The organism is Bordetella sp. H567, from assembly GCF_001704295.1.
In the GTDB taxonomy this organism is placed as follows: Bacteria; Pseudomonadota; Gammaproteobacteria; order Burkholderiales; family Burkholderiaceae_B; genus Bordetella_C.
Window position 1 is genome coordinate 1,645,369 of the sequence record NZ_CP012334.1, and the last position, 13,440, is coordinate 1,658,808.

General features: G+C 67.5%; 12 protein-coding genes. 7 read left to right on the top strand and 5 right to left on the bottom strand.

Annotated elements, in window-relative coordinates; all coding sequences use genetic code 11:
• Positions 1 to 6: 6 nt before the first annotated feature.
• Both AKI39_RS07465 and AKI39_RS07470 read right to left on the bottom strand, forming a co-directional pair.
• On the bottom strand, positions 7 to 270 hold the full coding sequence (locus AKI39_RS07465; protein ID WP_066634138.1) for a hypothetical protein: 264 nt from the start codon (positions 268 to 270) through the stop codon (positions 7 to 9).
• A gap of 72 nt (positions 271 to 342) precedes the next feature.
• Positions 343 to 1,293 carry a DUF72 domain-containing protein gene (locus AKI39_RS07470; protein WP_066634139.1) on the bottom strand — a complete coding sequence of 317 codons (951 nt, stop codon included), beginning with the start codon at positions 1,291 to 1,293 and terminating at the stop codon, positions 343 to 345.
• 193 nt (positions 1,294 to 1,486) lie between these two features.
• Between AKI39_RS07470 and AKI39_RS07475 the strand changes: the two genes are divergently transcribed.
• The 7 genes from AKI39_RS07475 (at position 1,487) to AKI39_RS07505 (ending at position 10,361) form a co-directional block, all read left to right on the top strand.
• A complete protein-coding gene (locus tag AKI39_RS07475; protein ID WP_083228686.1) occupies positions 1,487 to 2,524 on the top strand; it encodes a magnesium and cobalt transport protein CorA in 1,038 nt (345 codons plus the stop codon).
• A gap of 26 nt (positions 2,525 to 2,550) precedes the next feature.
• The gene (locus tag AKI39_RS07480) at positions 2,551 to 3,141 is read left to right on the top strand and encodes a thermonuclease family protein (RefSeq protein WP_066642420.1); all 591 of its coding nucleotides are present in this window, start codon (positions 2,551 to 2,553) and stop codon (positions 3,139 to 3,141) included.
• A gap of 127 nt (positions 3,142 to 3,268) precedes the next feature.
• The gene (locus tag AKI39_RS07485; RefSeq protein WP_066634140.1) at positions 3,269 to 5,524 is read left to right on the top strand and encodes an ABC transporter substrate-binding protein; all 2,256 of its coding nucleotides are present in this window, start codon (positions 3,269 to 3,271) and stop codon (positions 5,522 to 5,524) included.
• The gene (locus AKI39_RS07490) at positions 5,521 to 6,498 is read left to right on the top strand and encodes an ABC transporter permease (RefSeq protein ID WP_066634144.1); all 978 of its coding nucleotides are present in this window, start codon (positions 5,521 to 5,523) and stop codon (positions 6,496 to 6,498) included. The genes AKI39_RS07485 and AKI39_RS07490 overlap by 4 nt, the downstream gene beginning before the upstream one ends.
• A 5-nt stretch (positions 6,499 to 6,503) precedes the next feature.
• Positions 6,504 to 8,030 carry an ABC transporter permease gene (locus AKI39_RS07495; protein WP_076879671.1) on the top strand — a complete coding sequence of 509 codons (1,527 nt, stop codon included), beginning with the start codon at positions 6,504 to 6,506 and terminating at the stop codon, positions 8,028 to 8,030.
• Entirely contained in the window at positions 8,027 to 9,748 is a 1,722-nt protein-coding gene (locus tag AKI39_RS07500; protein ID WP_066634146.1) for an ABC transporter ATP-binding protein, read from the top strand. Before AKI39_RS07495 ends, AKI39_RS07500 begins: the two co-directional genes overlap by 4 nt.
• 151 nt (positions 9,749 to 9,899) lie before the next feature.
• On the top strand, positions 9,900 to 10,361 hold the full coding sequence (locus AKI39_RS07505; protein ID WP_066642423.1) for a DUF1178 family protein: 462 nt from the start codon (positions 9,900 to 9,902) through the stop codon (positions 10,359 to 10,361).
• A gap of 16 nt (positions 10,362 to 10,377) precedes the next feature.
• On the opposite strand, the gene AKI39_RS07510 is transcribed toward AKI39_RS07505, so the two are convergent.
• From AKI39_RS07510 to earP, 3 genes are all read right to left on the bottom strand, one after another.
• The gene (locus tag AKI39_RS07510; protein ID WP_066634148.1) at positions 10,378 to 11,421 is read right to left on the bottom strand and encodes a hypothetical protein; all 1,044 of its coding nucleotides are present in this window, start codon (positions 11,419 to 11,421) and stop codon (positions 10,378 to 10,380) included.
• 201 nt (positions 11,422 to 11,622) lie between these two features.
• The gene (gene efp, locus AKI39_RS07515) at positions 11,623 to 12,183 is read right to left on the bottom strand and encodes an elongation factor P (protein WP_066634150.1); all 561 of its coding nucleotides are present in this window, start codon (positions 12,181 to 12,183) and stop codon (positions 11,623 to 11,625) included.
• A gap of 102 nt (positions 12,184 to 12,285) precedes the next feature.
• The gene (gene earP / locus AKI39_RS07520; protein WP_066642426.1) at positions 12,286 to 13,428 is read right to left on the bottom strand and encodes an elongation factor P maturation arginine rhamnosyltransferase EarP; all 1,143 of its coding nucleotides are present in this window, start codon (positions 13,426 to 13,428) and stop codon (positions 12,286 to 12,288) included.
• Positions 13,429 to 13,440: the final 12 nt, after the last annotated feature.

The following is a 13,440-nucleotide window of genomic DNA, read 5'->3' on the forward strand; positions in this document are numbered from 1 at the left end:
GCCCGGCTATTTCTTCTTGCCGCTCTTATCGTTCTGGCCGCTCTTGCCGCTCTTGTCGTGCGAGGCTTTCCAATCGACCTCGTCCTTGGACGTGGATACCTTGCGGTCGGCTTTTTCCGCGACGCCCGGCGAAATGGGGTCGCTGGCGGGGAAGCTTTCCTCCACCGCCTCGTCCAGGGCTTCCTGGTAGGTGGGCACCTTATCGCCCGTGTGATCGGCGTCCTTGTCCGCCTTGGCCTGGCCACCGTGTTTCGGGTTTTCTCGCGTCATGGCGTTCTCCGTCTGACGCGGCGGGTCGGCCCGCACCGTCCGCCGCGGTTTTCTCCGGGATACGGAGCAGGCTCATTCCCGCTCCACCGGCTGCCCATCAGCAATCGGCATGCCTTCGCCGGGCGCTTCGGGATGCATGGGCAGCCGCAGCGCGCCCATCAAGGCCCGCGCGTCGCGGGGGGCCATGACCTTGATGTCGTTGTCGAAATAACAATAGACGTCACGCGGTCCCGTCGCGCGCGGGCGTGGTCCGGCCAGGCGCGCCCCGCGCGGCGTGGCGCCGCGCGACCAGGCGCCGATGCGCCGCGCCCAATCGGCGATGGCCTCGTCGCTGTAGCCGCTGCTGTACAGCGCCTTGTCCCCATGCAGCCGCACATAGGCGAAGTCGGCGGTGGCATCCTCCAGCAGTGGCCACTTGCCGGCGGTGTCAGCCGTGACCAGGGCGACGCCATGCCGGCGCAGCGCGGCGATGAACGCCGGGCAGGCAAAGCTGGGGTGGCGGATTTCCACGGCGTGGCGCAAGGGGCGCCGGGCATCCGTTTCCGTCAGGCTGCGGCCCGCCATGCGCCGGCCATGGCGCCGGGCCAGGGCCGCCGCGGCCTCGGTATCGCGGGGCAGCATTTGCAAAAAGGGTTCGATGCGCGCGGCGTCCCAAGGCAGGGTGGGGGGCAGTTGCCATAGGAAAGGCCCCAGCTTTTCGTGCAGTGCCAACACCCCCGACGCGAAGAAATTCGCCAGCGGTTCATCGATATTGCGCAGGCGCAGCGTGTGGGTGATGAAGCGCGGCCCTTTCACGGCGAAGACAAAGCCGCCCGGGGTCTCATCGCGCCAATGGGCGAAGAATTCGGGGCGCTGCAGGGAATAGAAGGTGCCGTTGATCTCCACCGTGCATACCTGGTGGGAAGCGTAGGCCAGCTCCTTGTCCTGCGGCAGGTCCTTGGGATAAAAGCGCCCGCGCCAGGGCGCATAGCGCCATCCTGAAATGCCGATGCGTATGGCGGATCGTTGCGGATGTTCAGCCATGCGTGGGATCCAATACGGGACAATATCGCGGTCGACCCCATTGCAAGCGCCATGCCATGCTCCGCCTTGGCTGCCTGACAGACGGCGGGCGCGGATGGCCGCATGCCCGGTGCTATCATCGTCGGCTGCCTGAAACGGCGACCCGCTGGCCGCATGGCGCGCGCGCCTTTCAAGAGACCTGAAGGAAGGACTTATGCAGGATCCCGAATCCAAACCGGCCGCCGGTCCCGATGCGGCGCAGGGCGCGGGGGGCGAGTACAACGGCGAGGTCGTCGCGTCGATCTCGTACGTGAAGGGCCGCCGCGACGCCGCGGTCCCCATCGAGCAGATCCATTCCTACGTGGGCCAGTCGGAGCGGCTGCTGTGGCTGGGTGTGCGCAATCCCCATCCCGACCTGCTGGCGCGCGTAGGCGAAGAGCTGCGCCTGGGGCCCAAGGCGATGGAAGAAATCATGGAGCCGCACAAGCGCCCGAAGATCATCGACTACGGGAATGTGGTCCAGGTGGTGGCGGTGACGCTGGAAGTGGACGGCGACCGGCCGCTGTTCGGCGAAACCCAGTTGATCATCGGCGACGGCTTCTTGCTCACCATACGGCGCGGCTCGACGGCGCCCTACAGCGCCTTGCGCGAGCGGCTGGAAGCCGCGCCGGACCTGCTGGCGCGCGGCAGCGACTACGTCGCCTCCGAGCTGCTGGACTTCCTTGTCGATCGCTACGTGCAGGCGGTGACGAAGCTGGAAAGCGTGGTGGAGAACGCGGAACAAAAACTCCTGATACGCGGGGCGAAGGACACGGATATCCGCAGGCTTTACCGGCAGCGGCGCGACCTGCTGCGGATACACAACGCCATTGCGCCGATGTCGGAAATCTGCCGCCGGCTGGCGCGCGTCGAAATGACGGCCATCGACGAGCATGCCAGGCCCTACTTCGCGGAAGTGGCGGACCGCGTCATGCGCATCGATGAACTGGTGGCGGCGCTGCGCGATGCGCTGGCGTTCGCCTTCGAGGCCAGCCTGATGATCGGGCAGTCGCAGCAGAACGACACGACCCGCCGGCTGGCGTCCTGGGCGGCCATCCTGGCCGTGCCGACGGCAGTGGCGGGCATCTATGGCATGAACTTCAAGAACATGCCGGAATTGGATTGGACGTATGGATATCCGGTGACGCTGGGCGGGATCGGGCTGGCGTGCGGGTTGTTGTATTGGCGGTTTCGGAGAGCAGGGTGGTTGTAGGGGCAGTGCGCGCCGTTTTGCGGCGCATGGGAGTTCCGCGTGTTGTTATCGCGCTGGTGGCCGCGACGGCGAGTGCCGGCGTGGCGTATTGCTCGTCGCCGCGCGGGCCGGCTGCCGCGGCGCGGCCGGGCTACACGCTGGAAGGGCGCATCGTGCGCGTCGCGGACGGCGATACGGTGAGCTTGCTGGGCAGCAACAACAGGCAGTACAAGATCCGGCTGGCCAGCATCGATGCGCCGGAAACCGGGCATGGCAAGGACAAGCCGGGGCAGCCTTACGCCCAGGCGTCGCGACGCAATCTGGAAAGCCTGGTGGCCGGCCATACCTTGACGGCGCGCTGCTACGAGCAGGACCAGTACGGCCGGGACGTCTGCGACCTGCCGCTCGACGGCGGCGAAACCGCCAACCGGCGGCAGGTGGCGGGCGGATTCGCCTGGGCCAACACCGTGCGTCGTGGGGAATATCTGCGCGACGCATCGCTGCCGGCACTGGAACGCGCGGCCCGCGAGGCCCGCAAGGGGATATGGGCCCAGCCGGGCGCGGTCGCCCCCTGGGTGTGGCGCTTCGACTGCTGGAAGCAGCGACTATGCGCGGTAACCGCCCAGGCCGCGCCCTGATCCGCTGCCCGGGATTACCCCCGGATCGTGATCCGGGGCGATGCACCGGCGGTTAATTGGTCCTATATTGCAGCCCAGTTTGCTATCCTTGCCGCGACACAGACTCGCGGGCAGCATCGGAGTAAACATGGGGAGCATCAGGCGGCTTTGGGTCATCGCGGCGCTGTGCGTGGCCGCGCTGGCGGGCTGCGGGCAGGAAAGCCCGATCAACAGCCCTTATCCGTCGGGCGCGGAAAAGGACAATACGCTGTATACGGCGTTCACCCGCAATTCCCCCAAGTACCTCGATCCCGCCAGTTCCTATTCGGTGGACGAGACGCCGTTCACCTACAACATCTACGAGCCGCTGTACGGCTACGACTACCTGGCGCGTCCGTACAAACTGGTCCCGCGCGCGGCGGCGCGCATCGATCCGCCCACCTATCTGGATGCCCAGGGGCACGTCTTGCCGGCGGACGCGCCCGGCGAGGCCATCGCCGAGAGCGTGTACGAAATCCCGATTCGCCCGGGTATCCGCTTCCAGCCGCATCCGGCCTTTGCGCGCAACCCGGATGGCAGCTACGTCTATTTCCCGCTGCGGCCGGGCGAGCTGGACGACAAGTCGGCGATTCCGGATTTCCCGCGGACGGGAACCCGCGAGCTCACCGCCGACGATTATGTCTATGCGTTCCGCCGCCTGGCCAGCCCGCGCCTGGCGTCGCCGATTTATTCCCTGATGGCCGATTACGTCGTGGGCATGAAGGCGTATGGCGACCGGTTGCGGGCGCTGGACCAGGCCGCTCGCGCCAAGCAGCCCCCGGACGCGCGCGATCTACCGTGGCTGGACCTGCGCCAGGCCGGCTTCGACGGCGTGACCGCGCCCGATCCGCATACGCTGCGCATCCGCATCAAGGGCAAGTATCCGCAGTTCAAATACTGGCTGGCGATGACCTTCACCGCGCCGGTGCCCTGGGAGGCGGAACGCTTCTACAGCCAGCCCGGGATGGCGACGCGCAACCTGTCCTTGAATACCTGGCCGGTCGGGACGGGCCCCTACATGATGGTGGAGTCGCTGCAGAACCGCCGGCACGTCCTGGCGCGCAATCCGGATTTCCATGGCGAAGCCTATCCCTGCGACGGCGAGCCCGCCGACCGCGCCGCGGGACGCCTGGACGATTGCGGCAAGCCGACGCCTTTCATCGACCGCGTGGTCTTCAGCATCGAAAAGGAGTCGACACCGCTGGCCGGCAAGTTCATGCAGGGCTATTACGACATTCCGCAGGTGGAGCGCGGCGAATATGGCGTGTCGATGCTGGTGGCCGCGGGGGATTCGCCCGACAAGGCGGCGCTCTACCGCGAGCACGGCATCCAGCTGCCGACCACGGTGGAAACCCAGAACTGGTACTTGGGCTTCAACTGGAACGACCCGGTCGTGGGCAAGGGGGATACGCCGGAGCGGCAGGCGCGCAACCGCAAGCTGCGCCAGGCCATCAGCATCGCCTTCGACTGGGAAGAGTACGTCGCGATCTTCGAGAACAGCCAGGCAGCGGTGGCGTACGGTCCCGTGCCGCCCGGCGTACTGGGCTACAAGCCCGCGCCGGAGGGCATCAACCCGGTCGTCTATGACGTGGTGGACGGCAAGCCGGTACGCAAGTCCATCGAGGTGGCCAGGAATCTGCTGGCCGAGGCAGGCTACCCGGGCGGCCGCGACGCGGCGACGGGCGAACCGCTGGTGCTCCACTACGACGCCATGACGGGCATGGGGGCCAACCCGATGTTCGATTGGATGCGTCGGCAGCTGGACAAGCTGGGCATCCAGCTGGACGTGCGATCAACCGACTACAGCCGTTTCCAGGACAAGATGCGGCGCGGCACGGCGCAGATGTTCTTATGGGGCTGGAACGCGGATTATCCCGATGCGGAAAATTTCCTGTTCCTGCTGTACGGGCCCAACGCCAAGGCGGCGTCGGGCGGCGAAAACGCGGCCAATTACGCGAATCCCGAGTTCGACAAGCTGTTCGACCAGATGAAGTTCCTGGACGACGGCCCGCAGAAGGCCGCCATCATCGACCGCATGGTGGCGCTGGTGCAGCGGGACGCGCCCTGGATGTTCGGTTATTTCCCGATGTCGGCGGGGGCGTACCAGCAATGGGTGGGCAATGCCAAGCCGACGCAGATGGTGCGCAACACCCTGCAGTACATGAAGCTGGATACCGCCCTGCGGCTCAGGAAAATAGATGAATGGAACCGGCCGCTGTGGTGGCCGGTGCTCCTGCTCGCGGCGCTGGTCGTCCTGGCCATATGGCCCTCGTACCGCGTCATGCGCCGGCGCGAGAAGCAGACGGCCTTCGGCGATCACGCCCCGGCACCGGCAACGCCGTCCTCGGCCAGGGAGTCGACATGATCGCCTATATCGTTCGCCGGCTGCTGTACGGTGTGCTGATCCTCATCGGCGTGAACCTGTTCACCTTCGTGCTGTTCTTCGCGGTCAACACGCCGGACGACATGGCGCGCCTGTCGATCGGCGGGCAGCGGGTCAGCCAGGATGCCATCGACAAATGGAAGGCCGAACGCGGCTACGACAAGCCGTTGTTCTACAACGCCGCGGCGCCGGATACCGGGCGCTTCACGGACACCATCTTCTACCAGCGCTCCGTGCCCTTGCTGCGCATGGACTTCGGCGCTTCCGATGCGGGCCGCGACATCGGCCGCGAGATCCGCACGCGCATGTGGCCCAGCCTGGCCCTGGCGGTGCCGACCTTCGTGCTGGGCTTGTGGGCCAGCATTGCGTTTTCGCTGCTGCTGGTGTTCTTCCGCGCCACGAAGCTGGATTTCTGGGGCGTGGTGCTGTGCGTCGTACTGCTCTCGATATCGGGACTGTTCTACATCATTGCCGGTCAGTGGATGTTCTCCAAGCTGTTGAGGCTGGTGCCGTATTCGGGCTTTGCGGGCGGGTGGGATGCCGTCAAGTTCCTGGCCCTGCCGGTGGTGGTGGCGGTGGTATCGCGGCTGGGGCCGGAAGCGCGCTTCTACCGCACGCTGTTTCTGGAGGAGATCGGCAAGGACTACGTACGCACGGCGCGCGCCAAGGGCCTGGGCGAAACCGCCGTGCTGTTTCGTCACGTGCTGCGCAATGCCTTGCTCCCCATCCTGACCGGCACCGTGGCGACGCTGCCGCTGCTGTTCATGGGCAGCCTGATCGCCGAATCCTTCTTCGGCATCCCCGGCCTGGGCAGCTACACCATCGACGCCATCAACGCGCAGGATTTTTCCATTGTGCGCGCGATGGTTTTCCTGGGATCCGCCCTGTATATCGTCGGCCTGATCATGGCCGATATTTCCTATACGCTGGCCGACCCCCGCGTGCGTTTCGAGTGACCGCCATGCCTTTGATCGTTCTGCTCTGGACCGACGTCGCCCTGTACCTGATCGTGGCGGCGGTACTGGCGTATGCGTGGCACGTGCGCCGTACCTCCACGCTGCGCGCAACCTGGCTGCGTGTCGCGCAGGACGCCCCCGCGATGTGCGCCGCGGTGGTCCTGGCGGTGTTCGCCGTCATCGGGCTGCTGGATTCCGTGCATTACCGGCCGCGCCTGCCACCCCTGCCCGGGGCCCCCGCGCATGCGCCGGTGGCCTATGCGCCGTCGGCCCGTTCGCTGTTGGACGCGATGCTGGCCGATACCGTGCTGACCCGGCCGGAGAAGACCTATTCGGCGCCGCTGGCGGTGCGCCAGTTCACCAAGGAGACCATGCTGGTCGACGGCCATCCCACGCGCGACTTTCCGCGCTTGCGCGCCGGCGGAGCGCACCTGGCGGACCCGGACGCGCAACGGTGGCCGGACGCCGCGTGGCGCGCGGCCGCCGGCCTGGGCGGCGGCCTGCTGGCGGCGCTGGCGGCAGCCGCCGCGCTGGGCATGGCCTTGGCGCGGCGCCGCGCATCCTGGCGCGCCGCGATGCGCGACCTGCTGCGCGGCGATACGGACATACGGTGGCGGCCCATGTTCATCACCCTGTGCGGGCTGTGCGCCGCCGCCGGCATCCTGGCCGGGCTGGCCACCGGCTATCACCCCTTGGGTACGGACCGCACGGGCAATGACGTGCTGTGGCAAGCCATCAAGAGCGTGCGCACCGCCCTGGTCATCGGCAGCCTGACCACGCTGGCCATGCTGCCCCCGGCCCTGGGCTTCGGCATCGCCGCGGGCTACTTCAAGGGCAAGGTCGACGACGCCATCACCTACCTGTACACCACGCTGACGTCCATTCCCGGCGTGCTGCTGGTGGCGGCCTGCGTGCTGATGATGCAGGTCTATATCGACAACAACGCTGCCCGCTTCCCGACCTCGGCCGAGCGTGCGGACCTGCGTCTTTTCCTGCTGTGCCTGATCCTGGGACTGACCGGCTGGGCGGGATTGTGCCGGCTGGTGCGGGCCGAGGTGCTGAAGCTGCGCGAACTGGAGTACGTGCAGGCCGCGCGCGCCTTCGGCGTATCGAAGTGGGGCATCATGCGGCGCCACCTGGTGCCCAATGTGATGCATATCGTGCTGATCACCGTGGTGCTGGAGTTTTCTTCCCTGGTGCTGTACGAAGCGGTGCTTTCCTATCTGGGGATAGGGGTGGACCCCAGCATGAATTCCTATGGCTCGATGATCAATGCCGCCCGCCTGGAAATGTCGATGGACCCGATGATCTGGTGGAACCTGGGCGCCGCCTTCGTTTTCATGCTGGCGCTGGTGCTGTCCGCCAATCTGTTCGCCGACGGCGTGCGCGCCGCCTTCGACCCGCGCGCGCGCAAGTTCCGGGCGCGCCGCCTCCCCGTGCTGGCGCCGCCGCCCACGGGCGGGCTGTTCGCCATATCGCCGCTGGGCGCCGAGGCGCGCGAAGTCACGCGCCAGCGCGGAGAAAGGCAATGAGCGGGACCGGCAACGTGCTGCGGGTGGAAGACCTGCGCGTGGAGATCGCCGGCGAACGCGGCGTCGCGGTCGCGGTCAAGCGGCTGGCGCTGGCGATTTCGCGAGGGGAAACCTTCGCCCTGGTGGGCGAGTCCGGCAGCGGCAAGAGCGTCACCGCGCTGGCGCTGCTGCGCCTGCTGCCGGACGCCGGCCGCATCGTCGCGGGCCAGGTAGACCTGGCGGGCGAAGATCTGAACCGGCTGCCCGAAAGCGCCATGCGGCGCGTGCGCGGCGGCCGTATCGGCATCATCTTCCAGGAACCGTCCACCAGCCTGAACCCGGTGATGCGCGTGGGCGAGCAGATCGTGGAAACCTTGCGGGTGCACACCCCTTTGCGTGGCGAAGCGGCGCGCGCGCGCGCCATCGACTGGCTGCGGCGGGTCGGCATTCCCGAGCCCGAGCGGCGCATCGACGACTATCCCATGCAGTTCTCCGGTGGCCAGAAACAGCGCGTGATGATCGCCATCGCGCTGGCGGCCGAGCCGATGCTGCTGATCGCCGACGAGCCGACCACCGCGCTGGACGTCACCGTCCAGGCTCAGGTGCTGGAGCTGCTGGCGAGCATCCAGCGCGACATGGGCATGGCCATGCTGCTGATCACCCATGACCTGGCGGTGGTGCGCAATGTGGCGCAGCATGTCGCCCTGATGCGGGCCGGCGAGATTGTCGAGTGCGCGCCGGCCGAACAGTTCTTCACCGCGCCGCGCCATCCCTATGCGCGCCAGCTGTTCGATGCGATCCCGGCCTTCGCCAAGCGCGGCCGCCCGCTGTCGGGCGGATCGGCCGCGGGCGCCGCCGCCGTCCATCCTTCCAATGGCGAGGAGGGCCCCGTGGTGCTGGACGTCCGCGACCTGGCGGTCCATTACGCCATTCGCAAGGGGCCCCTGCGCCGGATCAAGTCCTGGGTCAAGGCCGTGGACGGGCTGAGCTTCAGCTTGCGCGCCGGCGAAACGCTGGCCTTGCTGGGCGAGTCCGGTTGCGGCAAGACAACCACCGGCAAGGCGCTGCTGCGCCTGATCGAAGGCGCGCGCATCGGCGGGCACGCGATGCTGGACGGCACCGACCTGATGCAGGCGCGGGGCCGCGCCCTGGCGCGGCTGCGGGAGAGCATCCAGATCGTTTTCCAGGATCCCTTCGCGTCGCTCAATCCGCGCATGCGCGTGGGCGATATCCTGCTGGAAGGCGTGCTCGCGTTGCGGCGCGACCTGTCCCGGCAGGCCTGCACCGACCGGGTCGGGCGGCTACTGGCACGGGTGGGTTTGCCGGAGGACACCGCGGCACGCTACCCGCATGAGTTTTCCGGCGGCCAGCGCCAACGCATCGCGATTGCCCGCGCGCTGGCGGTAGAGCCCAAGGTGCTCATCTGCGACGAGCCGACGTCCGCGCTGGATGTCTCCATCCAGGCACAAATCCTGGATCTGCTGCGCGACCTGCAGCGCGAGCTGGGCATTGCCTATTTGTTCATTACGCACAACTTCAGCGTGGTCGAATACCTGGCCGACCGCATCGCGGTCATGCACGGAGGCCGTATCGTGGAACTGGACGACACCGCGACCGTGCTGCGGGCGCCTCGGCACGAGGTGACGCGGCGCCTGCTGGCCGCGGTGCCACGGCTGGATTTCGGCGCCAGCGAGCTGCCGGGGGACGGACGGCCCCCCCTTCCGGCGGAAACGCTGTAGCATTGAACATTGCCTGTTGCGCGTGCGCGACATCGCGCCGCGCGGCCGCGGCATCCTGGCGTACTATTCGGCGACTTCGTCCTGGTCCGGATGGCCAGCGGGAAACGCGGCCGGGCTTGTATCGGCGGCGGCTGCCGCCATATTCCCCTCTATGAAAGTATTCGACCTGCAATGCGACGAGCAGGGCCATCTCTTCGAAGGCTGGTTCGCTTCGCATGAAAACTACGACGAACAGCAGGCGCGCGGCCTGGTGTCATGCCCCATGTGCGGCGCGAACAAGGTGTCCAAGCGCCTGTCCGCGCCCCATTTGAACGTGTCCCACCTGAAGGCGCCGGAAACGCCGCCGCAGGCCGCAACCGCCGCTTCCGGTGGCGAGTCCACGGACATGGCTCGCCTGCAGGCGGCCGTCCTGCAACAGGTGCGCGACATGGTCCGCAAGGCGGAAAACGTCGGTCCGCGCTTCGCCGAGGAAGCACGCCGCATCCATGAAGGTGAGGCGGACGAGCGCCCGATACGCGGCACATCCACGCCGGAAGAGCGCCGGGCGCTGTCCGAGGACGGCATCGATTTCATGGCGCTGCCGGATATTTTCGACGACGACAGGCTGCAATAAGCCCTGCGCCGGGGCGCTACGACGCCTGCGCCGCGAGCGGCGCGTCGGACGGCGGGTCTCCCGCCTTGGGCACCGCCGCGATGCTGCGGCCATCCTCGGATTTCCACAGGTGGTAGTCGACGTTCAACTCGGGGCGCCCATGCAGGCGCAGGATGTTGACGATGTGTTCGGCCGCGCGGGGCCCGTGGGCAAGAACGTATTCGCCGCCGGGGGCCGGCCGTATGCGCCAATGGCCGTGGGTCCTGTCCACATCGCCGGCAAACTTCGCACCGGCCTTGCCCAGGCGGAGGAACCTCATGTCGTCCCAATACCCCAGGGCGATGCCTTCGCGGGTGGCCAGGGCCGATAGGGACGCTGCCGTTGCCCGCCGTTCAGCGGCGTCTGTCCGGGAAGCCACGGGGCTGGCAAGGTTGCCGGCCGCGGGCTGTGACGATTCGGCTGTCTGCAGGGCGAGCGCCGCGTCCCGCTGTCGGCGGCCCCAGTCGGTGATCCCGCCGTCCTTGCCGTAGGCGCGAAAGACCGTCCCGTGGTCGTAGCCGTACAGGTCGCAGAACAGTGTGCGGGACATCTTGCCCACGGTCCTGCCCAGCCGTTTGTCCGCCAAGTCGAAATCTTCCGGTTTCAACACGGTCTTGTGTTCGATGGGTTGCCTGGCCGCATCCCGGTCGCCCGGAGCGAGGAGGGTACCCGTGTCGATCTTGCGTCCCAACTCCGTCAGCTTGCCTTCGGCGTCGACGAAGTTGGCCAGGGTCCATTTCGACACGCCGACGTTCGTGGCGCATTCGCGCAGGCCACGACATTTTTCGTGGAGCATGAGCAGGGCGGCGTTGCGTACGGTGTCAGCGGTGACCGGGCGTCGCAACTGGGGCGGGAGCTGCCCCTTGACGCGCTTGTTGCGGTGCCGGGGTGCGCGGGGCGGCGGGCCGCCGCGCGCCACGAATGGCGCGCCGGACGGCTGCGTATCGGCCGGCGGGCGGGGGGCGTGAGAAGATCCTTGGATGGGGAACATGGCGGCGACCTCGTATTCGAAGACATCGTTGCGGCGGAATCTGCCGTCCACGCCGGCGCCGTGCCGGATGGACGAAGCCCATGGGTCGGCCGGCGGCCACGGCGGTTCCGCGCCGCAGGGGCGCTTCGTCCCGTTTCCATGCGCAAGCGCAGCCCCATGCCGGGCACGCAACGCAAAAGCAAAGGCCCTCCATCGGAGGGCCTTGCTTCAGGTCGGCGCGGACGGCGCGGGAACGCCGTAGGGCAACCGCGCTTAGTTGTTCACGCGGCTGCGGTATTCGCCGGTCCGGGTGTCGATTTCGATCTTGTCACCGATCGCGCAAAACAGCGGCACGTTGATGTCGTAGCCGGTGTTGATCTTGGCCGGCTTGAGCACCTTGCCCGAGGTATCGCCGCGCACGGCGGGCTCGGTGTAGGTGATCTCGCGCACCACGCTGGTCGGCAGCTCCACCGAGATGGCCCGGCCGTCGTAGAACACGACTTCGACCGGCATGCCTTCTTCCAGGTAGTTGAGCGCGTCGCCCATGCTTTCGGCTTCGATCTCGTACTGGTTGTATTCCTCGTCCATGAAGACGTACATCGGGTCGCCGAAGTAGGAGTACGTGCATTCCTTGCGGTCCAGCACGACGACGTCGAATTTTTCGTCGGCCTTGTAGACCGATTCGCTGCCGGCGGCGGTAAGCAGGTTCTTGAACTTCAGCTTGACCACGGCCGCGTTGCGGCCCGACTTGTTGTATTCGGCCTTCTGGACCACGAGCGGATCCTTGCCGACCATGACCACGTTGCCGACTCGCAATTCCTGAGCGGTTTTCATCGATTAAAAACTCCGGGGAGATTCCTGGTTCTACCCGGTCCGGCCACGATGTCGGAACGGGAGCAGACGGTTGCCTGGCCTATGCCTGCAAAACCCATGAGTTTAGCATTTTCGCCGTAGCTCTGCGCAAAATTCGATCAACTTGGTCGCCAGGTCCGGTTGCCCGGAAAGGCTCTCGTCCCAGGCACGGGCCGCGCCTTCCCAGGCCGCCCAGGCAGCGCCCGAAGTGGCGTTGCCCCATGCCGCCGCCAGCACGGCGGGCGGGGCGCCGGTATTCCAGGCGTGGAATAGCGCACGGGCCGGCGCCGGCGGCCGATAGCGGTCCAGCCAGGCATCCAGCTTGTCCAGGTGGACGCCGTCCGCCTGCGGATAAATCTGCCAGACCAGCGGGCGGCCCGCCCAGCCGGCGCGCACGACGGAATCTTCCCCACGCACGAAATTCAGGTCGGCACACCAGAGCAGGCGGTCGTAGTCGTCTTGCGGCAGGAAGGGGATGCGCACGATGCGCGGCCCCGTCACCTTTCCCGTCCCTGCCGCGCCCGCCACGGCTTCCAGCCGCGGCGCCACGCCCTCGGGCACCAGCAGCAGGGTACGGACGGGATCCCCGCGCATGGCGCCGATCAGCCCGTCCAGGGGGGCATCCGGATAGCAGAACAGGGTTACCAGCCGTGGGGACGGGCGCCCCGCATCGCCGTGTTCGGATGGCGCCAGGTCCACCGTGACGCCCAGTTCGCGCAGGAAGACCTGCCGTGCCTGCGGCGACCGCTGGAAGGCATCGCGCCGCGCGGCCAGGCCGGCCTCGCGCAGCAGCCCGCCCGTCGCCGGGGTGAAGCCCGGAAAGAAGAAGTACTTCATCAGGCCGTCGGGCTGCGGCGAAGGCAGCCCATGGTGCGATTCCACCCAGGCCTCGGCACTCAGGTATTCCAGGTTGATCCAGATCGGCGGACGCCCGCGCATGGCGGCGCGGAACGCAGCGGGCGGGTCGCAGGCGAAGGCTTCGATGACCACGTCGCCCGGCGGTAGCGCCGGCGGCTGGGCGGACCACGCCACGATGGCAATCCCGCCGATGTCCTGCAGCGGCAGGCGCGGGTCGCAGCGCGGCTCCATGCGCGCGAATGCCGCGAGGTCGTCAATCCACAGGCGGACACGCCATCCGCCGGCCTGGCGCAGGCCGCGCGCCAGGCGCCAGCAGACGCCGACATCGCCGTAGTTGTCGACCCGCCTGCAGAAGATATCGGCATGCATTTCCGATATCGG

Bases quoted from the DNA above. Each gene is read 5' to 3' on its own strand.
- AKI39_RS07465 (WP_066634138.1), bottom strand. From the start codon at position 270: ATGACGCGAGAAAACCCGAAACACGGTGGCCAGGCCAAGGCGGACAAG.
- AKI39_RS07470 (WP_066634139.1), bottom strand. From the start codon at position 1,293: ATGGCTGAACATCCGCAACGATCCGCCATACGCATCGGCATTTCAGGA.
- AKI39_RS07475 (WP_083228686.1), top strand. From the start codon at position 1,487: ATGCAGGATCCCGAATCCAAACCGGCCGCCGGTCCCGATGCGGCGCAG.
- AKI39_RS07480 (WP_066642420.1), top strand. From the start codon at position 2,551: ATGGGAGTTCCGCGTGTTGTTATCGCGCTGGTGGCCGCGACGGCGAGT.
- AKI39_RS07485 (WP_066634140.1), top strand. From the start codon at position 3,269: ATGGGGAGCATCAGGCGGCTTTGGGTCATCGCGGCGCTGTGCGTGGCC.
- AKI39_RS07490 (WP_066634144.1), top strand. From the start codon at position 5,521: ATGATCGCCTATATCGTTCGCCGGCTGCTGTACGGTGTGCTGATCCTC.
- AKI39_RS07495 (WP_076879671.1), top strand. From the start codon at position 6,504: ATGCCTTTGATCGTTCTGCTCTGGACCGACGTCGCCCTGTACCTGATC.
- AKI39_RS07500 (WP_066634146.1), top strand. From the start codon at position 8,027: ATGAGCGGGACCGGCAACGTGCTGCGGGTGGAAGACCTGCGCGTGGAG.
- AKI39_RS07505 (WP_066642423.1), top strand. From the start codon at position 9,900: ATGAAAGTATTCGACCTGCAATGCGACGAGCAGGGCCATCTCTTCGAA.
- efp (WP_066634150.1), bottom strand. From the start codon at position 12,183: ATGAAAACCGCTCAGGAATTGCGAGTCGGCAACGTGGTCATGGTCGGC.
- earP (WP_066642426.1), bottom strand. From the start codon at position 13,428: ATGCATGCCGATATCTTCTGCAGGCGGGTCGACAACTACGGCGATGTC.